This window comes from Erythrobacter sp. JB2-19 (assembly GCF_057365005.1).
In genome coordinates, this window is sequence record NZ_CP200290.1 from 1,149,756 (window position 1) to 1,168,905 (window position 19,150).

General features: G+C 57.4%; 21 protein-coding genes. 11 read left to right on the forward strand and 10 right to left on the reverse strand.

Features of this window, described 5'->3' with window-relative positions:
• Positions 1 to 83 precede the first annotated feature (83 nt).
• The 5 genes from AC0V6O_RS05500 to ndk all read left to right on the forward strand — a co-directional run bounded on the left by AC0V6O_RS05500 (position 84) and on the right by ndk (position 3,381).
• The gene (locus AC0V6O_RS05500) at positions 84 to 1,544 is read left to right on the forward strand and encodes a leucyl aminopeptidase (protein ID WP_486142222.1); all 1,461 of its coding nucleotides are present in this window, start codon (positions 84 to 86) and stop codon (positions 1,542 to 1,544) included.
• A gap of 11 nt (positions 1,545 to 1,555) precedes the next feature.
• Positions 1,556 to 1,702 (forward strand): DUF2256 domain-containing protein, encoded by a 147-nt coding sequence (locus AC0V6O_RS05505; protein ID WP_486145523.1) that lies wholly within the window; start codon positions 1,556 to 1,558, stop codon positions 1,700 to 1,702.
• Positions 1,703 to 1,803: 101 nt separating this feature from the next.
• The gene (locus AC0V6O_RS05510) at positions 1,804 to 2,238 is read left to right on the forward strand and encodes a DNA polymerase III subunit chi (RefSeq protein ID WP_486142224.1); all 435 of its coding nucleotides are present in this window, start codon (positions 1,804 to 1,806) and stop codon (positions 2,236 to 2,238) included.
• Between the two features lie 57 nt (positions 2,239 to 2,295).
• Positions 2,296 to 2,796: a hypothetical protein gene (locus AC0V6O_RS05515; protein WP_486142226.1), complete on the forward strand. Its 501-nt coding sequence runs from the start codon at positions 2,296 to 2,298 to the stop codon at positions 2,794 to 2,796.
• Positions 2,797 to 2,958: 162 nt separating this feature from the next.
• A complete protein-coding gene (gene ndk, locus AC0V6O_RS05520) occupies positions 2,959 to 3,381 on the forward strand; it encodes a nucleoside-diphosphate kinase (protein ID WP_486142228.1) in 423 nt (140 codons plus the stop codon).
• Positions 3,382 to 3,444: 63 nt separating this feature from the next.
• Here the strand turns inward: ndk and AC0V6O_RS05525 are convergent, their stop codons facing one another.
• From AC0V6O_RS05525 to purM, 3 genes are read right to left on the reverse strand one after another with little or no spacing between them, the layout of a single operon-like run.
• Positions 3,445 to 4,653 (reverse strand): sulfotransferase family protein, encoded by a 1,209-nt coding sequence (locus AC0V6O_RS05525; RefSeq protein WP_486142230.1) that lies wholly within the window; start codon positions 4,651 to 4,653, stop codon positions 3,445 to 3,447.
• A 13-nt stretch (positions 4,654 to 4,666) separates the two neighbouring features.
• A complete protein-coding gene (gene purN / locus AC0V6O_RS05530; protein WP_486142232.1) occupies positions 4,667 to 5,632 on the reverse strand; it encodes a phosphoribosylglycinamide formyltransferase in 966 nt (321 codons plus the stop codon).
• A complete protein-coding gene (purM, locus tag AC0V6O_RS05535) occupies positions 5,625 to 6,722 on the reverse strand; it encodes a phosphoribosylformylglycinamidine cyclo-ligase (protein ID WP_486142234.1) in 1,098 nt (365 codons plus the stop codon). Before purM ends, purN begins: the two co-directional genes overlap by 8 nt.
• A gap of 69 nt (positions 6,723 to 6,791) precedes the next feature.
• Here purM and AC0V6O_RS05540 point away from each other — a divergent pair, with 69 nt between their 5' ends.
• The 4 genes from AC0V6O_RS05540 to AC0V6O_RS05555 are packed head-to-tail and all read left to right on the forward strand — an operon-like array spanning position 6,792 to position 9,852.
• Positions 6,792 to 8,093 (forward strand): heavy-metal-associated domain-containing protein, encoded by a 1,302-nt coding sequence (locus tag AC0V6O_RS05540; protein WP_486142236.1) that lies wholly within the window; start codon positions 6,792 to 6,794, stop codon positions 8,091 to 8,093.
• Positions 8,094 to 8,116: 23 nt separating this feature from the next.
• Positions 8,117 to 8,725, forward strand: coding sequence for a P-loop NTPase family protein (locus AC0V6O_RS05545; RefSeq protein WP_486142238.1), 609 nt, complete (start codon positions 8,117 to 8,119; stop codon positions 8,723 to 8,725).
• A 42-nt stretch (positions 8,726 to 8,767) separates the two neighbouring features.
• Positions 8,768 to 9,496: a serine O-acetyltransferase EpsC gene (epsC, locus tag AC0V6O_RS05550; protein WP_486142240.1), complete on the forward strand. Its 729-nt coding sequence runs from the start codon at positions 8,768 to 8,770 to the stop codon at positions 9,494 to 9,496.
• Entirely contained in the window at positions 9,493 to 9,852 is a 360-nt protein-coding gene (locus tag AC0V6O_RS05555) for a DUF2794 domain-containing protein (RefSeq protein ID WP_486142242.1), read from the forward strand. The genes epsC and AC0V6O_RS05555 overlap by 4 nt, the downstream gene beginning before the upstream one ends.
• Before the next feature lie 9 nt (positions 9,853 to 9,861).
• Here AC0V6O_RS05555 and AC0V6O_RS05560 read toward each other — a convergent pair whose 3' ends face one another.
• The 3 genes from AC0V6O_RS05560 to AC0V6O_RS05570 all read right to left on the reverse strand — a co-directional run bounded on the left by AC0V6O_RS05560 (position 9,862) and on the right by AC0V6O_RS05570 (position 12,479).
• Positions 9,862 to 10,503, reverse strand: coding sequence for a DUF4328 domain-containing protein (locus AC0V6O_RS05560; RefSeq protein WP_486142244.1), 642 nt, complete (start codon positions 10,501 to 10,503; stop codon positions 9,862 to 9,864).
• A 224-nt stretch (positions 10,504 to 10,727) separates the two neighbouring features.
• Positions 10,728 to 11,657 carry an SDR family NAD(P)-dependent oxidoreductase gene (locus AC0V6O_RS05565; protein WP_486142246.1) on the reverse strand — a complete coding sequence of 310 codons (930 nt, stop codon included), beginning with the start codon at positions 11,655 to 11,657 and terminating at the stop codon, positions 10,728 to 10,730.
• Positions 11,658 to 11,786: 129 nt separating this feature from the next.
• The gene (locus AC0V6O_RS05570; protein WP_486142248.1) at positions 11,787 to 12,479 is read right to left on the reverse strand and encodes an HAD-IA family hydrolase; all 693 of its coding nucleotides are present in this window, start codon (positions 12,477 to 12,479) and stop codon (positions 11,787 to 11,789) included.
• A 91-nt stretch (positions 12,480 to 12,570) separates the two neighbouring features.
• Here AC0V6O_RS05570 and glmU point away from each other — a divergent pair, with 91 nt between their 5' ends.
• On the forward strand, positions 12,571 to 13,929 hold the full coding sequence (glmU, locus tag AC0V6O_RS05575; protein WP_486142250.1) for a bifunctional UDP-N-acetylglucosamine diphosphorylase/glucosamine-1-phosphate N-acetyltransferase GlmU: 1,359 nt from the start codon (positions 12,571 to 12,573) through the stop codon (positions 13,927 to 13,929).
• Positions 13,930 to 14,065: 136 nt separating this feature from the next.
• On the opposite strand, the gene AC0V6O_RS05580 is transcribed toward glmU, so the two are convergent.
• Positions 14,066 to 14,305, reverse strand: a complete 240-nt coding sequence (locus tag AC0V6O_RS05580; RefSeq protein WP_472638356.1) for a DUF1153 domain-containing protein — start codon at positions 14,303 to 14,305, stop codon at positions 14,066 to 14,068.
• A gap of 253 nt (positions 14,306 to 14,558) precedes the next feature.
• Positions 14,559 to 16,673: a prolyl oligopeptidase family serine peptidase gene (locus AC0V6O_RS05585; protein ID WP_486142252.1), complete on the reverse strand. Its 2,115-nt coding sequence runs from the start codon at positions 16,671 to 16,673 to the stop codon at positions 14,559 to 14,561.
• A gap of 324 nt (positions 16,674 to 16,997) precedes the next feature.
• Between AC0V6O_RS05585 and AC0V6O_RS05590 the strand changes: the two genes are divergently transcribed.
• The gene (locus AC0V6O_RS05590; protein WP_486142254.1) at positions 16,998 to 17,324 is read left to right on the forward strand and encodes a hypothetical protein; all 327 of its coding nucleotides are present in this window, start codon (positions 16,998 to 17,000) and stop codon (positions 17,322 to 17,324) included.
• A 67-nt stretch (positions 17,325 to 17,391) separates the two neighbouring features.
• On the opposite strand, the gene AC0V6O_RS05595 is transcribed toward AC0V6O_RS05590, so the two are convergent.
• Both AC0V6O_RS05595 and atpD read right to left on the reverse strand, forming a co-directional pair.
• Entirely contained in the window at positions 17,392 to 17,649 is a 258-nt protein-coding gene (locus tag AC0V6O_RS05595) for an ATP synthase F1 subunit epsilon (protein ID WP_472638359.1), read from the reverse strand.
• Between the two features lie 21 nt (positions 17,650 to 17,670).
• Positions 17,671 to 19,128, reverse strand: a complete 1,458-nt coding sequence (gene atpD / locus AC0V6O_RS05600) for a F0F1 ATP synthase subunit beta (protein ID WP_486142256.1) — start codon at positions 19,126 to 19,128, stop codon at positions 17,671 to 17,673.
• Positions 19,129 to 19,150 lie beyond the last annotated feature (22 nt).

The window sequence follows — 19,150 nt, forward strand, 5'->3', positions numbered from 1 at the left end:
GCCACCTGTCGACCATAGCTTTCGCTTGGCGGCCAAATTGGCTCAAATTCCGGCTTCGACCGGAGGCACAACCCGGAGTTGTTATGCAAATCGAATTCAACGCCCAATCCCCATCCGATGTTCGCTTGGTTGCTCGCATTGTTAATCAAGGCGATTCCCTGAGCGATCTTGATGCAGCGCTGGCCGATGGTGCAAAGGCGGCTCGTTTTGCTGGGCGGGCTGGCCAGGTTTTTGAGGGCTTTGCAATGGACGACGGAGTGCTGCGCCGCATTGCCCTGTCTGGGGCAGGCGAAGCATCGGCCGATGCGCGCCGCATGCATGTTGAGCGCGCTGGCGCTGTGCTGATCGCGAAGTACCTCACCTCGGGCGAAACTGAAATGGTGCTCGATCTTGGTCATGCGGATTTGTCAGGCGAAGAGGCCGCTGCCGTTCTGCTAGCGACGCGTCTGCGCGCATGGCGTCACGACAAATATCGCACGACGCTGGCGGAGGAGAAGAAAGCGACCTTGAAAAAGGTCTCCGTGATCAATGCCCCGGATGGCACCGAAGCCGCCTGGGTTGCGGCAGAGGCACTGGCCAAGGGCACCGAATTCACCCGCATGCTCGTCGCAGAGCCCGCCAATGTGGTCTATCCAGAGAGCTTTGTCGCTTTGTGTGAAGAGGCCTTTGCAGGCACCGGCGCTGAGCTGACCGTGCTGGACGAGGCCGAGATGACGAAATTGGGCATGGGCGCGTTGCTCGGCGTCGGACAGGGTTCAGGACGCGAATCGCGCATCCTCGCCATCCGCTGGAACGGCGGCACCGAAGGGGAAAAACCGACTGTTTTTGTCGGCAAAGGCGTGACCTTCGACACTGGCGGCATCTCGCTGAAGCCGCCGGGCGGCATGGAAGATATGAAATGGGATATGGGCGGCGCAGGCGCGGTTGCTGGCGGCATGCTGTCCTTGGTCAGCCGCAAGGCGAAAGCCAATGTGATCGGCGTGCTCGGCCTGGTTGAAAATATGCCCGACGGAAAGGCACAGCGTCCTGGCGATGTTGTAACCACGATGAATGGTCAGACGGTCGAGGTGATCAACACTGACGCGGAAGGGCGTTTGGTTCTGTGTGATGCGCTGCATTGGGCGCAGGAAGAGTATAATCCGGCGCAAATCGTCGATTTCGCGACATTGACCGGAGCGATGATCATCTCGCTTGGCCACGAGCATGGTGGCGTGTTCGCCAATGACGATGCGCTAGCCGACAAGCTGCTGGCAGCGGGCAAGAGCAGCGGTGATAAGCTGTGGCGCATGCCGATTGGCCCGGCCTATGACAAGCTGATCGACAGCCCGATAGCTGACATCAAGAACGTTGGCCCCCGTCCTGCCGGCTCAATCACAGCGGCGCAATTCCTTCACCGCTTTATCAAAAAGGGCACGCCGTGGGCGCACTGCGACATTGCGGGCATGGTCTGGGCGGATAAGCCGGGGCATAGCTGGGACAAGGGCGCAACTGGCTTTGGAGCGCGCCTGATCGATCAGTTCGTGGCGGATAACCTCGAGGGATAGGAGCGCGGCCTATCCCGAAAATGCGCAAAAAATCTGATCTGCCGAGCAAGATTCGCGCGAGCTGCGGCCTCCCATTCACTTGGCGTAAGAAGTGGGAACGCGACTGGGATAATGTGCTCTATTGTTCGGAACGCTGTAAACGTTCCAACGTGAAGTAGCTCAGCCTCCCGCGCCCTCCACCCTTCCACCCGGATTGTATCCGAAAATATTCCGGGTGGAAGGGTGGAGGGCGTGGGTGGTTTAGCTTAGGGCAAGTCTCATGAAAGTTGATTTTTGGCAGCTATCGCGTGACCCGGTTGAAAAGGTCGTGGCGCTGATCGCAGGGCGGGTGCTCGGCTCTGATCAGCGACTGCTGGTGGTGGCTGGCTATACTCAGCGCCGCCAGGACATTTCGCGTGGGCTGTGGAAGGCTGGGCCGGAGAGTTTCCTCGCCAATGGCGATGCCTCCGGCGAGGGCGCGGAGCAGCATCCAATCCTGTTGTCGGACAAATGCGAGGCCCTGAACAGCGCCAGCCATGTCGTATTTGCGGATGGTCAATGGCGTGATCCAGCCGGGTTTGAGCGCGCTTTCCTGCTGTTCGATGAAACAAGCCTCGATGCCGCCAGAGCCACTTGGCGTTCGCTTGATGGGACAGAGGGTCTGGAGCGTTCATTCTTCCGCCAGGATGATGGCAAATGGGTCAAAGTCGCCTGAGCGCTTGCTTTGAGCGCAAGCTCAGCAGATGGTGCGCGCTGGTTTAAGGAGATCGTTATGCGCCGTTCCGCCATCCTAGTCGCAATCACGGTACTGCTTTCAGCATGTGGGTCCGACGCGTCGGGCGATCAGGCTGAGGCCCCCGGCGAGTACGCGATTGATGCGGAGACTGACGAGGCCAGCATGACGATCGAGACGGAAAACGGCTCCTCCACGGTTCGTTCCGGCGAAAATGTACCGGTCGAGTTGCCAGCGGGATTTTCGGTTTATCCGGGCGCGGCGGTGATCAACAACACCAGCTTCAAAGATGCGGAGACCCATGGCTCCATGCTGGTGATGGAGACGAAAGACAGCCCAGAGGAAGTGGCGGCTTTCTATCGCAAGCAGGCTGAGGAGGCAGGCATTCCAATCGAGTTTGAGATGGACGCGGACGGTGCACAAATACTGGGCGGCAAAGATGGCACAGGCCGCACGATTACGCTGAATGCTACACCCGAATCCGAAATCACCATGGCTCAGCTATTGGTTGGGTTTGACCCGGCCATGGCGGGCGACTGACCGCATTTCCCCAAAGTGCGTAGTCTCGACGAGTAAGTGCGGGGTTGCAGCGCAGCGGCGGCGCGGCTAGGGCGCGCGCCAGAAATCACACTGTGAAATTTCGTTTCGCACTCCCTTTTCGGCGGACCAAATTTGGCCGCCTTTATATCAAGGATATTCATCATGGCGGTTACCCGCACTTTTTCGATCATAAAGCCTGACGCAACTCGCCGCAATCTGACCGGTGCAGTCACTGCTATGCTCGAAGGCGCCGGCCTTCGCGTTGTCGCATCCAAGCGCATCCACATGAGCCGCGAGCAGGCTGAAGGCTTTTACGCTGTTCACTCAGAGCGTCCGTTCTTTGGCGAACTCGTTGAGTTCATGATGAGCGAGCCTGTTGTTGTACAAGTGCTCGAAGGCGAAGACGCCGTGAAGCGCAACCGCGACATCATGGGCGCAACCAACCCGGCAGAGGCCGATGCGGGCACCATCCGTAAGGAGCACGCACTTTCTATCGGTGAAAACACCGTCCACGGTTCGGACAGCGAAGAGAATGCGAAGATCGAGATCGACTTCTTCTTCGGCGCAGACGAAATCGTCGGCTAATTCTCGGTTAGCAACAGCTAAACAAAGAGGGCTGCTCCGCGAGGGGCGGCCTTTTTTGTGCGCCTAATCCTTTGGTGCCTGATCAAAGGCAGCCATTTGGCCCGCGTGAGCGGTGTGATGGGCGCTTTCATGGCCTGCCATTTCGCGTTGCATCGCGATCAGAGCTTCTCCGGACAGCTCAATGCCAAGCGCCTGATAGGTCCGTGTAATCTCCCGCTCCCAATCATCACCAAGGGCGGTAAATTGTAAGTGCGCAATCGGGCCATCCCAGTTTTCGAGTACTTCTTTCATGCGGGCATCGCGCAGATCGAGCTTGCGCTGCCATTCCTGTTCGATCCAACCGAGGTCACAATTGTCGCACTGAATGGTCATTTGATTGGCGACGATGGACACGGCACTGCGCAGTACATCCTCGCTGTCCCGCTGCGCTACGACCAGCCTGGCATCCGGGAACTGCGCCAGCAATGCGGGCAAATCCTCGGAAAACTGAGGGACTTTCATAACCCGTGGGCGGTCCGCGACATTGCGATGCGCCGCATCAGTGCGCAGGATACGGGCAAACTCGCGGTAAACCGATCCCGCATCACGCGCTTCGCTCCACGCGCTATAGCTCGGGATGTGCCACTGGGTTTGATAGGTGGAATGGTTGAGCGCGTACGCCAGCCAGCCGAGCTCTTCTTCAACCCGGCCAGAGCTCATTGGATGCAGCGCATCAATCCACGGGTTGAGCCGCCGCGCAATCGTTAGGTTAAGGCCGCCCCAAAAACGGCGCGAATGCAGTTTACTGGGCACTGGATGCCAGCTGTCGCAAAAGCGGGTTGAAGAGTGTGCTGGATCGGCGGCCAGCAGACGGTGCACACGGGTCGTGCCCGATCGCATGTGGCCAATGATGATGATCGGCGGTGCGAGCACGGTTTCTGTGAGTGCGGGCTTGGCCGTCCACAATGCGCCGAATTGCAGGCGCTGTTTGATGACACGCACCAATTGGCCATGCGCCATGGCCCGACCGAGCGGGTTGAGATCCGCCTCGGCAACCACGCTTGCTGTCAGTTTTTCAAGTCTCAGTCGGAAGTCAGCGACATCTTCCTCGCTGCGGCCTGCGCGCTCATAAGCGCCCGCATTGTCGCCGAACCTTTTGGTAGCGATGGCCCACAGTTCCTCCGCTTTGGTGGCGGGCTCTGGCAGCCAGCCCTTTGACCACGCATGGCCCAGAAAGGCGCTGGACCGGTCGACCAATCGGGTGCGATCAAGCGGGGATGTGCGCGGCTGCATAAGTGCGGCTGGATTAAAACATGTCCGCTGCATCTTGCAGCTTGGTGAGGCGAGCCGGAGCAACCGAGCGCCAGCTGCGCGTGAGCCATTCAGACACGCTGTCCCAGTCGATATCGACCCGGTTCAGGATTACGCCGACCCAGCCGCTCGCACCGTAAAACGCTGGCTTGTAATAGGCCTCTGGCTGAGCTTCGACGAGGTCCATCAGCTCGTCCATTCCGCTGGTTTTGACGAGCAATGCGATATGCTCGCTGCCGTGGTGGCGGTCGCTGAAATAGGCGAAATATTTGCCGGTTTTCTCGCTGCCGACCCGAAAGCCTGGGGACCCATGGCTCTCGCGCTCATGCGTTTCGGGCAGAGCCAAAGCCAGCGTGCGGACGCGTTCAAATAGATGGGCCGGATCATTGCCGCGCGAAACGTAATCACTCACTGCGCGGGGATAGAGCTGATGCTCTGCTATTTTCACCCTCTCTGCCAAAGCGTCAGGTGTGTCATCCGGCGCGATCTGAACCTCTACCTGTGCAAGCACTTCACCGGCATCGAGCTCTGGCACGACCAAATGCACACTTGCCCCGCCATGGCTATCTCCCGCATCAATTGCGCGGGCATGGGTGTCCAGCCCTTTATATTTGGGCAAGAGAGACGGGTGGATATTGATCAACCTGCCCAGCCAGCGCGTGACAAATTCATCTGACAGTATCCGCATGTAGCCAGCCAGCACGATGTAGTCTGCATTGGCTTTGCGAACCGCTTTTTCCATCGCAAGGTCATGGCTCTCACGGCTGTGGCCTTTATGCGAATGGAGGAATGTAGAGATGTCCTCCAATTCGGCGAGCTTCAGCCCCTCGGCATTTGCTTTGTTGCTCGCCACCAGCACAATTTCGAACGCGGAACCGGGGAGCCTGCTGGCATAGAGCAATGCGGCCATATTGGTGCCGGTGCCCGAAATGAAGACCGCAATTTTGGCCTTTTCAGCCACTATGCGTCGCGTCCCAATCTGTGGTCGCTGACCATACTCCCGCGGCGCCTATGACGGTGCAACCGCGCGGGCCGCCAGCGATTTCGCCGATGTTTAGTACGGTCTCGCCTGAGGTCTCGAGACGTTTGGTTACTTCCTCAACATCGTCAGGGTCGACCGACAGAACCATGCCCACGCCGCAATTGAATGTGCGGGCCATTTCGGCTGGCTCGATGTGGCCTTGCGCTTGCAAGAAAGCCATCAGCCGGGGCTGAGGCCAATTTGCGGCATCAACCATGGCATGGGCACCCTCGGGCAGGATGCGCGGGATATTTTCCAGCAATCCGCCGCCGGTAATATGCGCCAGACCATTGATCAGTCCTTCACGAACCAGCGGCAGCAGGCTCGCCACATAAATGCGGGTCGGCTCGATCAAAGCGTCAATCAGCAGCCGTTCCTGATCGAAAATGGCGGGCCGATCGAGCTTCCATTCAAAGTCCTCGGCCAGTTTGCGCACCAGCGAATAGCCATTCGAGTGAACGCCAGAGCTGGCAAGACCCAGCAGCACATCGCCCGGCGCCACTTTCTCGCCGGTCAGTTGCTCGCCGCGTTCGACCGCACCAACGCAAAATCCAGCAAGGTCATAGTCGCCCGGTGCGTACATGCCCGGCATCTCGGCGGTTTCGCCGCCGATCAGCGCGCAGCCTGCTTGCTTACAGCCATCCGCAATGCCGGCGACAACGCGCTCTGCAATGCCGTTTTCCAGCTTTCCAGTCGCGAAATAGTCAAGAAAGAACAAAGGCTCCGCGCCCTGAACGATCAAATCATTGACGCACATGGCGACCAAATCAATCCCCATGGTGTCATGGCGGTCATGCTCAATCGCCAGCTTCAGCTTGGTGCCGACACCATCATTTGCTGCGACCAATAAAGGGTCTTCGTAGCCAGCGGCCTTTGGGTCGAAGAACCCTCCAAAGCCGCCCAGCTCGCTGGTGGCGCCAGGGCGCGCGGTCGACTTAGCCAAAGGGCCGATTGCTTTGACCAGAGCATTGCCGCCAGCGATTGAAACACCAGCCTGCTCGTAAGTATATGGGGAGTTCTTGCCACTCATGGTCATCGTTTAGCCATTCGCGCTTGGAATTCCACTCGTCTTTCGGCAAAAGGCGCAAGCTTTTCCCCGATGAGAATGCTTTCTGCCTCGAACGGCCCTACGCCGACCGCTCAGCCAACCCGCTGGAACCGTGCCTTTTCAAGGGCTTTGGCAGTGATTGGCGTGTTTGCGCTGCTGAGTGTCGGATTGGCAATCGCTTTGGCTCAGGTGTCAGGGAATCGCGGCATCGCGCCGACGGCCTCATCAAGCGACATTGATGTGCGCGGCATTGAGGTCGATGTGAAAGGCGATACGGGCGAAGAAGCGCGCCAAGAGGCATGGAAACGGGCGCAGCGGCTGGCCTGGGAAAAGGTCAACGGGCCATCTGTCTCGGATAGCCAGCTTAATGCAATGGTCTCTGCAATTGTGATTGAGCGAGAGCGGATTGGGCCGAAACGCTACATTGCGACCCTTGGCGTGATCTTTGATCGCCAGCGGGCTGGACGTTATCTGGGCGGCGAAGCACAGAAGCGCAGCTCGGCCCCGATGCTGGTTATGCCGGTCTCGGTATCGGGCGGAGCGTACACCGTATTTGAAGTGCGCAACCCATGGCAAAGAGCGTGGGCGGAATACAATCCGGGGACCAGCCGGATCGACTATGTCCGGCCCAGCGGCGCCGGGGGCGATTCGCTGCTGCTCAATTATGGGCAGGTCAGCCGCCGGAGCCGTGCCTGGTGGCGGGCTGTGCTCGATCAATACACTGCCGCTGATGTCCTGGTGCCGGTGGCGAAGCTGGAGCATCAATATCCCGGCGGACCAATCGAGGGCACATTCACCGCGCGTTACGGCCCGGATAGCACTTATCTCGACGGATTTTCGCTGACGGCGGAAAACTCGAGAGAATTGCCCGCTATGCTGAGCCAAGCGGTAGAGCGCTTCGATGATATTTTTGAGCAGGCTCTGGTTGATGGGAAATTGCGTCCAGATCCCACCCTGCGTCTTGGCGGTTCAGGTCAGGTGGATCCTGCGCTGCAGCGCCTGATTGAGATCGGGCGCGCTATTCGCGCCCGCGAAGCGGCAGCAGCAGCTCAGGCTGCCGATCCTGGGTTAGAGGGAGCAACGCCGACTGACACCCCGACGCCAGAGGCCGTCGTTGTGAACAGTTTCGTCGTCCAATTTGCTACGCCGGATGCGGCCAGCTTTGATGCGGCAATCGGGGCCGTTCGCGGGACCGGCGGCGTGCGCGGCACGGCCGTTACCAGCACAGCGATTGGCGGAACTTCGGTTATGAGCGTCAGCTTTGGCGGTGATTTGAGCCAGCTTGCAGCCGCACTGCGAGCACGCGGCTTTAATGTGCGTCAGGGCGCAAACGCACTCGCCATCAGCCGCTAAAGGCGGCAAAGCTCGTTTCCAAGATGTCACAAATCGCACTTCCGCTAGAGACACGCAGTCAGGGCGATCCCGCACGGATTATCGTTGGCAATGCCAATGTGGGCGTGGTGGAGGCCTTATCTGACCCGTCCGGTTGGCCGTTCCGAACAGCAGTGCTCACAGGCCCTGCACGTTCCGGCAAGAGCCTGATCGGGCGCTGGGCATCGACGCAGGGCATAAATGTGGTCGATGGGGCAGATGGTGAAGACGAGACGGAGCTGTTTCATCGCTGGAACGCAGCGCAGGAAAGCGGAGTTCCGCTGTTGCTGATCGCCAATGCGCAGCCGTGGCAAATAACGCTGCCCGATTTGCATTCGCGGGTAGGAGGCTCGCTTCAGCTTGAAATTGGTGAACCGGACGATGAAATGGCGGCGGAACTGATCCATGCGATTGCCGAGCAGCGCAGCCTGTCACTGGCCGATGGAGCGGCGGATTATCTGATCCCGCGCGCGGTCCGCAGCTATGTAGCGATTGAGCGACTTGTCGTCGCAATTGATCGGATCAGCCTTGAACGTCAGGTCCCGGCCACCATGTCAGTTTGGCGTGACGCGCTGGAGGCAACGCACGGTCCAGACCAGCAACGGCTGCTGTGATGAAATTTGCAAAATCCGCGCGTTTGGCCGAAGGAGTAAATCATGTTTGATCGGCTAAAATCCTATTTGGACTCGATCCATGCGCGCGATCCTGCCCCACGATCGCGTTGGGAAATCCTATTGTATCCAGGGGTTTCTGCGTTGTTCTTTCATCGAATTGCGAGCTGGTTATTCGACGCGAAACTGTATTTTATCGCACGGCTTGTGAACCATATTTCCCGGTTTCTCACGGCTATTGATATCCATCCTGGTGCGAAAATCGGGAAGAATTTCTTCATTGATCATGGCTTCACGGTGATCGGCGAAACGGCTGAAATCGGTGACAATGTGACAATTTATCAATGTGTCACCTTGGGTGGCACAAACCCGACAAATGGCGAGGGCGGTAAACGCCATCCAACCTTGTGTGACAATGTGATCATCGGTTCCGGGGCACAGATTATTGGCCCTATCACCGTGGGTAAGCGCGCCCGTGTAGGCGCAAACGCAGTCGTGACCGATGATGTTCCAGAAGGGGCGACTATGGTCGGTCTAAAGGCGCGATCCACGCTTGTACCAGCGGAAGAATGGATCAAAGAATTCACCCCCTACGGCACTCCCAATTGCGAGGATGCAGAGGGCAACCGCGTGGATTGTGTTGAGAAGCTCGAAGGTGAAATCGCGGCTTTGCGGGCAGAGATGAATGCATTGAAGTCCGGTGTGCCGTTGCAAGATCAAGACGCGCATGAGCAAGTGCCGGCCGCCAAGCGTAGCGGAACTGATCGCGCATGAGCGCAAGCACCGCACCGGGTGGTTCTGTTGTTGCCTTTCTAGGCCGCACGCAGGGCCAAGTCGGCTTTAAGCGCGAAGAATTACAGCGCATCCTGGATCTCTACGGCCGCATGGTGGCCGCCGGTGAATGGCGCGATTACGCGATGGATTTTGACAAAAGTGCGGCGATGTTCTCAGCTTTCCGCCGTGCAGCTGAGCGACCGCAGGCGCGGATCGAGAAGCGCCCAAGTCTGCGCCAGAAGCAGGGTATGTGGACGCTCTTTGGTGAGCATGGCCAAGCGCTTAAACGTGGGCACGACCTGGCAAATGTCCTTGCTCCGGTTGAGCGGCGACTTGTGAAAGCGGTCGACGATTAATACCAGCCTTCATGCAAAGACGTCTTGCACTCCGATTTCTTGTTCTTGAACGTTGGTGATCTCGCGGATCATTCCGATGAGGTAATAGGCTGCTGCGATTGATAGAATGCTGCTAACTACCCCCATTATTAAGCTGATCTGATAGGCTCCCGCATCGTCGTTCAATGACAATCTCGTACTTTGCCAACCGATGATATTTCCTAGAATCCAACAGCCCCACCAGGCCTTAATGTCAAAGGGCGCCTCACCGCCGAAATCGTTGCTTAGGCCAAAGCTAGTATTCCATAGCTCTTTCATTGCCTGAAACGGCTTAAACAAGTTGGCGATTGGGATGAAATACCATCCGACGGCCCAGCCGGGTGAAAACTCCAAATCACTATGGCCAGCATCGATTAAGTTGGTGTGTGCACGATGAATCCACATCGCCACTACGACAATACAACCAATAAGAACGGGTAGCTGCGCGACGTAAAAAACTGCGAAAACAGCAGTTAGAGTGGACAGCTCAATCGCGTTCATGTCGATTACGCCGGCAAGTTCAAGTACCTCTCCAAGTAGATAGATCGCCATCGCAATAAGAAAGATATAGAGCGCAATGATCGCTCGTTGTTTGCGTGCGATGAGGACTCTTATTCCGTCAGAAATTTCCATAATTCCCCCGTTTGTACGCCGACAACTTGTGTGAACTCTGCCGGGTTAACAAGTGGGGGCTGGCAGTTATAGACCTCTTTAGGGGAAGTTCTCAGAGGCGATTAGTCATTGAAACCCTAGCTGGAATGACAACTTTTTCGGTAATTAAACGCAGATAGCCCTCACGCATTTCTACGCGAGGGCTATCCAGTTGTGAGATTTAAACGCTGTAGTACTTCAGAAATTTAGCTGCGAGCGCTGCTTGGGCCAGTGCCAGTTACTTTTTGCATGGCTTTCAGGATTGCGCCCGACTGCTCATTGCCAGACTGCGGAGCAACCAGGTTTGAGAAATCGCTGATGTCGTCCCAGCGCGCGGCAAAGCCTTCAACGGTGCGCTCTTCGTCGGTGAGCCATACCGCGTCGTTCATTACGGTCCAGGCAGAGTGGAAACCGCCAGCACCGGCGCCAACGATTGCATTAGTCGGTGCGTCTTCGCTGACCAGGAACAGAGCCGCTGGAACAACGCTTTCAGGCGCGAACAGCTTAAAGGCTTCTTCTGGGAAGAGGTCTTCGGTCATGCGAGTGCCAGCCACTGGTGACAGCGAGTTGCAGCGAATGTTGTACTTCGCGCCTTCGAGTTGCAGCGTTTTGGTAAGGCCGGCGAGGCCCAACTTTGCCGCGCCGTAGTTTGCTTGGCCGAAATTGCCGAACAGGCCAGTGGAGCTGGCGGTCATGAGAACCCGGCCATAGGCCTGCTCGCGGAAGGTTTCCCAGCATGCTTTGGTGACAAAAGCAGAGCCGGTCAGGTGAACTTTCAAAACGAACTCAAAGTCATCCGGGGTCATCTTGGCAAAGGTCTTGTCGCGCAGGACGCCAGCATTGTTGATGAGAACGTGAACGCCACCCCATTTTTGCTTGGCGTCGGCAACCATCTTTTCCATTTGGTCATATTCAGTCACCGAGCCGCCATTGGCCATCGCTTCGCCGCCAGCCGCTTCGATTTCAGCAACCACTTCAGCAGCCGCGTCTGACGTGCCGGTGCCATCGCGTGAACCGCCGAGGTCATTGACGACAACCTTCGCGCCGCGCTTTGCCAGCTCAAGCGCGTATGCCTTGCCCAGGCCTCCGCCTGCGCCGGTTACGATGGCTACCTTGTCTTTGAAATCGATGGTCATGGCTTGTATCTCCTGCGAGTGGTGTGGCGCGGTTTACGCGCGCGTAAAGTTTGTGTGGGCGCTGCGTGGCAGTTTCTTTGCTGCGATGCAACACCGCTGGGCTGGGATATCGCGTGCCGTAAGGGCAGGCTAAGGCCTTAGAGCGATTCCAAGGCAGAAATCAGGCCATCGAACAGAATCAATGACAGCATTTCCGCCCAATTCGTGCGGCGGTTTGTCGCAATAGCCATAGGCCGCGACTATCACTGGCACGCCAGCGGCTTTGGCTGCTGCCACATCGTAAGAGCTGTCTCCGACAAAGGCGAAGGCAGACGAATTGCATGCTGTTTTCGCAGCCAGAACGGGCTCTGGATGAGGCTTGGACAGGAATGTGCCGTCGGGCCCTTTGCCCATGCTGTCGCCGCCGATAATTGTGACGAAGCGCTCGGTCAGGCTCAACGTATCCAGAATATTGGTCGCAAACTCTTCAAACTTGCTGGTGACGACCGCCATTTTGACACCGCGCGCGGCCAGTTCGTCCAGCGCTTCGAGTACGCCGGGGTAGGGCCTGGAGTACACAGCGCTATTTTGCGAGTAATAGCGCAACATGGCCTTGTAGAGCTTGCGAAACTCTTCTTTCGGCAATCCGCCCTGGGCGTCTATCGCGCGCGCCAACATGATCTTTGCGCCGCCTCCGATCAGGTCTTTTGAACTGTCCACCGGGACCGGATCAAAACCGCCCAGTTCCAGCGCATGGTTCACCGCTGTGCCCAAATCGCGAAACGTGTCTAGCAGGGTGCCATCAAGGTCGAAGCCTACGGCATCAAAGGGGAAATCTGTCATGCCGATGCGGTTGGCCCAACAGACGTGAAATCGCAAGGTTTTGCGCGTGCACGGCTTCACTTCATGCAAGCAGACTTATAAGGCAGGCTGCATGACTGATTTTGCTGCCATCATCCTTGCCGCGGGCAAGGGAACCCGGATGAAATCCGACCTTCACAAAGTGCTTCACCCGATTGCAGGGCGGCCCATGCTGGACCATCTGATGGCCGCGGTTGATGAGCTTAGCCCGGCGCGGCGTGTTGTCGTGGTTGGCGCCGGTAAGGAGCAAATCGAGGCGGCTGTCGCTGGCCGTGCGGACACCGCTTTGCAAGAACCGCAGCATGGCACGGGCCATGCGGTGCAGCAGGCGCAGGTCCCGCTAGAGGGCTTCGATGGCGATGCGCTAGTGCTTTACGGCGATGTCCCATTCGTGCGTGCACAAACCATGCAGGCTATGCTGGAGCGATTGCATCAAGATGACGCGCCAGCGGTTGTGGTGCTGGGCTTTGAGCCGGAGGATGCGTTGCAATATGGCCGCGTGATTGCCGGTAATGACGGCGCAATTAGCAAGATGGTCGAATTCAAAGATGCAAGCGCATCAGAACGCGCTTGCCGCATGTGTAATTCGGGCCTGATGGCAGCGAGCGCCAAGGATATGTTTGCTTTGCTGAACCGGGTCGATAACGACAATGCTCAGGGCGAATACTACCTGCCCGACATCGTCAATATTGCAATTGCAGATGGCCGCGTGTGTGCGGTGGTCAGCACCGATGATCCTGATGAAGTTGCAGGCATCAATTCGCGCAGTGAGCTCGCCCAGGCAGAAGCGCGCTGGCAAGCCGCGCGCCGCGAACAGGCGATGGTGGACGGCGCCAGCCTCCGCGCGCCTGAGACTGTGTTCTTCAGCTACGATACGAAGATCGGCCGTGATGTCACGATTGAACCCAATGTGGTTTTTGGCCCCGGCGTCACTGTCGCTGATGGCGTGCATATCAAGGCGTTTAGTCACCTTGAAGGCGCGTCTGTGGGGGGCAGCGCACAGGTCGGTCCGTTTGCTCGGCTCCGGCCCGGTGCGGTGCTGGAAGAGGGTGCCTTCGTTGGCAACTTTGTCGAGATGAAAAAGGCGAGGCTTGGGCCTGGCGCAAAGGCAAGTCACCTAACCTATCTTGGCGATGCGACCGTCGGCGCTGGCGCGAATATCGGTGCGGGCACCATCACCTGCAATTACGATGGCTATTTCAAATATCAAACCGTGATTGGCGAGCGCGCCTTTATTGGCTCAAACAGCGCCTTGATCGCGCCAGTTACTATTGGCGCCGACGCGATTGTTGCGGCAGGTAGCGCGGTTAGCCGCGATGTTGCCGACGGAGAGCTGCGTATGGTGCGGGCCGAGCAATTCGTGAAGCCAGGCTGGGCCGATCGTTTCCACGATACGATGAAAAAGAAGAAGGCGGCGAAGAAGAAGGCGTGATTGAGGGTAAACAAGTCCTCTGAGTTTCATGCTCACCTGGCTTGCCGATACTAGATTGGTCGAAGTCGCGGCGGAGTAAGGGGACTCCGCCGCAACATTCGGTACCAGGTCGAAGACTAGACCAGTATTGTGAGGCTTACGCCTCTTCGAGAGAGCGGATGCGATAGACGTTTCCGCCTGTCTCGCGTTCCCATTGCTCAAATTCTGCACGGCTGAGCAAATAGCGCTCGCGGGCCTCATCAAAGCTGATCACTTCCTCGCGTACGGCGCGGACGACGTCTGCCTTACGAGCCTTTGACCAGTGTACCCGGTGTGAGTGGGGCAAGCCTGCACGCTTGATTGCCTCAGCGATGGATATGTCGCGCGGATAAGCCATTAGATAATCTCCTATTACCGCCCCCGGTGATAGAAAATTGAGCCTCAGAGACTTAATTCCGTCTTTTCAAACATGGTTAATTTTGACCTAACCACCTTATAGGTGCTGCCCGCGCGACGAACCGTTGAGAAAGTGTCGGATGCGCTTACACAGCTTGATGCACAAAGGGCGACCGATGCGTTTTATGCACCGATCGCCCTTCGATTGAGACTCGCTGAGATGCTGAAATTCAGCCCTCAGAGGCGGCTTCGACCTATCTCTCGCGCTCATCCATAAGGCGCTTCATCAGATAGACATATTGCAACGCCTGAAGCTTGGCGCGTTGTTCGTTATCAACCCCGCCAGAGTGCCCGCCGGTCATATCCTCAAAGTAATAATAGGGCTGACCCAGCGCTTTCAGTTTGGCTGCGCCTTTGCGGGCGTGGGCCGGATGCGTGCGATCATCCGCGGTTGAAGCCCACAGGAACGGGGCAGGGTAATCCACACCCTCGACGATCTTTTGATAAGGAGAGTAGCCTTCTATCCATGCGCGCTGCTCCGGAATGCGCGGATCGCCATATTCACCAATCCACGAGGCGCCGCGCCCGATCACATGGTAACGCAGCATATCGAACAACGGGATCGCAACGATTGCCGCGCCGAACAGGTCGGGCCGCTGAGTGAAGGCCGTGCCGACCAGCAAGCCGCCTTGGGATCCGCCTTGGATGCCGAGATGCTGAGGCGAGGTGAAGCCGCGCCCGACCAGATCCTCACCCACGGCGATGAAATCGTCCCAGGTGCGCTGCTTGTTCTCGCGGATGGCCGTTTGGTGCCAGCCTGGGCCAAATTCGCCGCCGCCGCGTAGGTTGGCCAGCACATAAGCGCCGCCTTTCTCCAGCCACAGCTTGCCAGTGGTGCCCATATACCCGGGCAGGCGCGGGATTTGGAAACCGCCATAACCGCTCATTAAGACCGGGGTGTTGCCGTCCATCGCCATACCTTTGGGTTTGACGATGAAGTAAGGGATTTTCGTTCCATCGGCGCTAGTGGCCTGATGTTGCTCAACCTCCATACCGGTCTTGTCGAACCGGCTGGGTGAGGTCTTAAGCACTTCTGGAGCGCCGCCATCGGAATAGTACAAAGTCGTTGGATTAAGGAAATCCGTGACGGTGAACATGATCTGGTCGGTTTCTGATGAAGATGCCGCAATGCCGAGTGTCGCATTGTCCGGCAGATTGACCTGCTCGCTGACCCATTCGCCATCTTTGAAGTTGAACTGCAAAACCTTGCCAACGACATTGTCGAGCATCGTCACGAACAACGCATTGCCCGTGATGGCTCCGCCGCGCTTCGTCTGGCGCTCCGCTGGTGCCCAAACCAGAGTTTTGGCCGCGCCGTTCGGATCGGCTTTCCATTCTTCTAGATCGACCGCGATCAGGCTGTCCGCAGGGAAGGTCTGGCCGTCCACCTCCCAATCAACATCAGTTGAATAGAGCAGGTGCCCATCGACAATCCCGTAAGGAGACGCCTTCTTAGGGATATCAAGCTGTACCCATTGGTCGTCCTTGGAAACGAAATACTCACTTTCGTGAAAGCTGACGCCCCGAAATGCCGTCATCGCATGGACAGTGCCCGTATTGTCGCGCAGCAAGTTGGCGCCGGCCCACACGTCGGACTTTTCGCCGCGGAACACTTCGCGTGCGTCGGCCAAAGCTGTGCCACGCTTCCACAGCCGCGAGGTGAAGGGGTATTCGCTCTCTGTAAGAGTGTCGCCGCCAAAGTCCCGGCCGACAAGCAGGGTGTCTTCATCGCGCCATTGAATGCCGCCCTGGCTTTTCTCACTGAGCTCAAAGCCGCCTTCGACAAAGCTCTTGGTAGAGGTGTCGAACTCCCGCATGATGGTGGCATCTTCACCGCCATCTGACAGCGCAATCATACATTTATTAAGGGCAGGGGGCAGACAGGTTGAGCCCTGATAGACCCATTCCTTACCTTCAGCAGCGGCGAGCGCATCCACGTCCAGAATGGTTTCCCATTCCGGTTCATCGCTCTGGTAGCTTTCCAGGCTTGTACGACGCAGGAGACCCTTCGGGTTCTCCTTATCCTGCCAGAAATTGTAGAGGCCATCCGGGCGGAAGCTCACATAGGGAATGCGATCTTCGCTGTCGAAAATGGCGAGTGCTTCGGCTTTTAATGCTTCAAAGCGGGGATCAGCTTCCATCGCGGCAAGCGTCAGTGCATTTTCGTTTTCAACCCAGGCGAGGGCTTCCTCGCTGCGTGCTTCCTCCAGCCAGATGTAGGGATCCTGCTCTGGGCCGGGCACGCCGTCGGCGGCAGGTTCAGCGTCAGCGGCTTGTTCGTCGGCTGCGGCCGGTGTTGCGGTGGTCATCGCAAGCACTCCGGCAAGCGCTGCCGAAATTGCGTATTTGGAAACAAATTTCAAATGTCCTCTCCAATGAGAATTCGCGTCAGAGTATCAGCGCAGAGAGTGGCAATTTGCAGCGCATATGGGAAGCGAAAAGATCGCCAAATCGCCGCGCTTCATGCTCGCCCGATGGCCGAAGAGATTTACATCATTTTACAGACCAGAGTTAATCCGCGTTAACTTTTTTGCCGTCTAACCGTGTGCAGACGCGAACTTCTAAACACCAAGGATCACACGATGCATACGGCAGGCAATCACGAACTAGCAAAGGCAAGAAGCCTTACTCTAATGATCAACGGCAAATCAGAATCTGCAATGATTGTCTGGCTCACGCAAACCGATGCTGAGATTGTGATGGATGACAGCCTCAACCTGAAAGCAAACCAAAAGATGTATTTGCTGGTTGCTGGATTCCTCAGCTTGCCGCTGCGCGTCCGCAGCGTTTACGGCAAGCATGTCAGCCTGAAATTTGAGCAGCGCGTTCAGCGCTCGCTGATCGACTTTATCGCGCAAGAAATGCCGGGTGCAGGCATTGCAGAAACCCTCGATGAGTTGGAAGAGCGCGCCATGCCTATGCCGCAATGCGCCAGCGTGTTGATGGGCCAAGCGGCTTAATCGGAAAGAAAAAGGGCGACCCGTTAAAGCCGCCCCTTTCAAAATTCAATTTATGTGCGGTTCGCACTTAGGCCTCGACGTGCTCCGCCAGCACAGTCAAACCAGTATCGCCAACTTCGGCAAAACCGCCTTTAACTTCAATGGTCTCTGGCTCTGCGCCTTCGGTCTTGTAGATCTGCACCGCGCCATCGCGAATAGTCGACATGAAGGGCGCATGGCCCTCCAGGACGCCGAATTCGCCCTCGGCACCGGGCACGACGACCATATGGACGTCTTCGCTACGGACCTGACGGGCAGGGGTTACGAGTTCAAAGTGGAGAGCCATCAGACTTACCTTTAAGCGCCCTTAGGCGTCCTCAGCCATTTCAGCGGCTTTCTTGACCACGTCTTCGATGCCGCCAACCATGTAGAAGGCTTGCTCTGGAAGGTGATCGTACTCGCCTTCGACAACTGCTTTGAACGACGCAACGGTATCTTCCAGCTGTACGAAGCAGCCTGGGATACCGGTGAAGACCTCAGCAACGTGGAACGGTTGCGAGAGGAACTTCTGGATCTTACGCGCGCGGGCAACGGTCAGCTTATCTTCTTCAGAAAGCTCGTCCATGCCGAGAATGGCGATGATGTCTTGCAGCGACTTGTACTTCTGCAGGGTCTCTTGGACCTTACGAGCGGTCTCATAGTGCTCTTGGCCAACAACGCGCGGTTCGAGAACGCGGCTGGTGGAATCAAGCGGGTCAACCGCCGGGTAGATGCCCAGCTCAGAGATTGCGCGGTTCAGCGTGGTCGTTGCGTCAAGGTGAGCAAACGAGGTTGCTGGCGCAGGGTCGGTAAGGTCATCGGCAGGCACGTAAATTGCCTGAACCGACGTGATCGAACCCTTGGTGGTCGAAGTGATGCGCTCTTGCAGGTTACCCATGTCGGTCGACAGGGTTGGCTGATAGCCCACCGCCGAAGGAATACGGCCGAGCAGAGCGGATACTTCCGAGCCAGCCTGGGTAAAGCGGAAGATGTTATCGACGAAGAACAGAACGTCTTGCCCTTCTTCATCGCGGAAATATTCCGCCATGGTCAGGCCGGACAGGGCAACGCGGGCACGGGCGCCAGGAGGCTCGTTCATCTGGCCGAACACGAGGGCCACTTTTGAGCCTTCGCTGATCGCTTCGCCAGCGTCGTTTTTGGCGATGACGCCTGCGTCGAGGAATTCGTGGTAGAGATCGTTACCTTCGCGTGTACGCTCGCCGACACCGGCGAATACGGATACGCCGCCGTGACCCTTTGCGATGTTGTTGATCAGCTCTTGAATAAGAACCGTCTTACCAACACCGGCACCGCCGAACAGGCCGATCTTACCGCCCTTTGCGTATGGTGCGAGAAGGTCGATAACCTTAATACCCGTCACAAGGATCGCTGCTTCTGTCGACTGGTCGATGAAGGCAGGGGCCTCAGCGTGGATCGGAGCGGTCATGTCCGCGCCGATTGGGCCGCGTTCGTCAATCGCTTCACCAACCACATTCATAATGCGGCCAAGCGTTTTCGGGCCAACCGGCACAGAGATTTGCTTGCCAGTTGAGATTACTTCGCTGCCGCGAGTGAGGCCTTCGGTCGCATCCATCGCAATGGTGCGAACGGTGTTCTCGCCTAGGTGCTGAGCAACTTCCAGAACGAGCGTGTTGTCGCCGTTCTTGGTCTCTAGTGCGGACAAAATCGCGGGCAGTTCACCTTCGAACTGTACGTCAACGACAGCGCCGATGACCTGGGCAATGGTGCCATTGGTGGTCTGGTTGAGGACGGGTGCGGTAGCCATGGTGTTTCCTTAGCCTGTGATT

Excerpts from the sequence above, each read along its gene's own strand:
- AC0V6O_RS05500 (WP_486142222.1), top strand. The coding sequence starts at position 84 with ATGCAAATCGAATTCAACGCCCAATCCCCATCCGATGTTCGCTTGGTT.
- AC0V6O_RS05510 (WP_486142224.1), top strand. The coding sequence starts at position 1,804 with ATGAAAGTTGATTTTTGGCAGCTATCGCGTGACCCGGTTGAAAAGGTC.
- AC0V6O_RS05515 (WP_486142226.1), top strand. The coding sequence starts at position 2,296 with ATGCGCCGTTCCGCCATCCTAGTCGCAATCACGGTACTGCTTTCAGCA.
- ndk (WP_486142228.1), top strand. The coding sequence starts at position 2,959 with ATGGCGGTTACCCGCACTTTTTCGATCATAAAGCCTGACGCAACTCGC.
- AC0V6O_RS05525 (WP_486142230.1), bottom strand. The coding sequence starts at position 4,653 with ATGCAGCCGCGCACATCCCCGCTTGATCGCACCCGATTGGTCGACCGG.
- purM (WP_486142234.1), bottom strand. The coding sequence starts at position 6,722 with ATGAGTGGCAAGAACTCCCCATATACTTACGAGCAGGCTGGTGTTTCA.
- AC0V6O_RS05540 (WP_486142236.1), top strand. The coding sequence starts at position 6,792 with ATGAGAATGCTTTCTGCCTCGAACGGCCCTACGCCGACCGCTCAGCCA.
- AC0V6O_RS05545 (WP_486142238.1), top strand. The coding sequence starts at position 8,117 with ATGTCACAAATCGCACTTCCGCTAGAGACACGCAGTCAGGGCGATCCC.
- epsC (WP_486142240.1), top strand. The coding sequence starts at position 8,768 with ATGTTTGATCGGCTAAAATCCTATTTGGACTCGATCCATGCGCGCGAT.
- AC0V6O_RS05555 (WP_486142242.1), top strand. The coding sequence starts at position 9,493 with ATGAGCGCAAGCACCGCACCGGGTGGTTCTGTTGTTGCCTTTCTAGGC.
- AC0V6O_RS05560 (WP_486142244.1), bottom strand. The coding sequence starts at position 10,503 with ATGGAAATTTCTGACGGAATAAGAGTCCTCATCGCACGCAAACAACGA.
- AC0V6O_RS05565 (WP_486142246.1), bottom strand. The coding sequence starts at position 11,657 with ATGACCATCGATTTCAAAGACAAGGTAGCCATCGTAACCGGCGCAGGC.
- AC0V6O_RS05570 (WP_486142248.1), bottom strand. The coding sequence starts at position 12,479 with ATGACAGATTTCCCCTTTGATGCCGTAGGCTTCGACCTTGATGGCACC.
- glmU (WP_486142250.1), top strand. The coding sequence starts at position 12,571 with ATGACTGATTTTGCTGCCATCATCCTTGCCGCGGGCAAGGGAACCCGG.
- AC0V6O_RS05580 (WP_472638356.1), bottom strand. The coding sequence starts at position 14,305 with ATGGCTTATCCGCGCGACATATCCATCGCTGAGGCAATCAAGCGTGCA.
- AC0V6O_RS05585 (WP_486142252.1), bottom strand. The coding sequence starts at position 16,673 with ATGACCACCGCAACACCGGCCGCAGCCGACGAACAAGCCGCTGACGCT.
- AC0V6O_RS05590 (WP_486142254.1), top strand. The coding sequence starts at position 16,998 with ATGATCAACGGCAAATCAGAATCTGCAATGATTGTCTGGCTCACGCAA.
- AC0V6O_RS05595 (WP_472638359.1), bottom strand. The coding sequence starts at position 17,649 with ATGGCTCTCCACTTTGAACTCGTAACCCCTGCCCGTCAGGTCCGTAGC.
- atpD (WP_486142256.1), bottom strand. The coding sequence starts at position 19,128 with ATGGCTACCGCACCCGTCCTCAACCAGACCACCAATGGCACCATTGCC.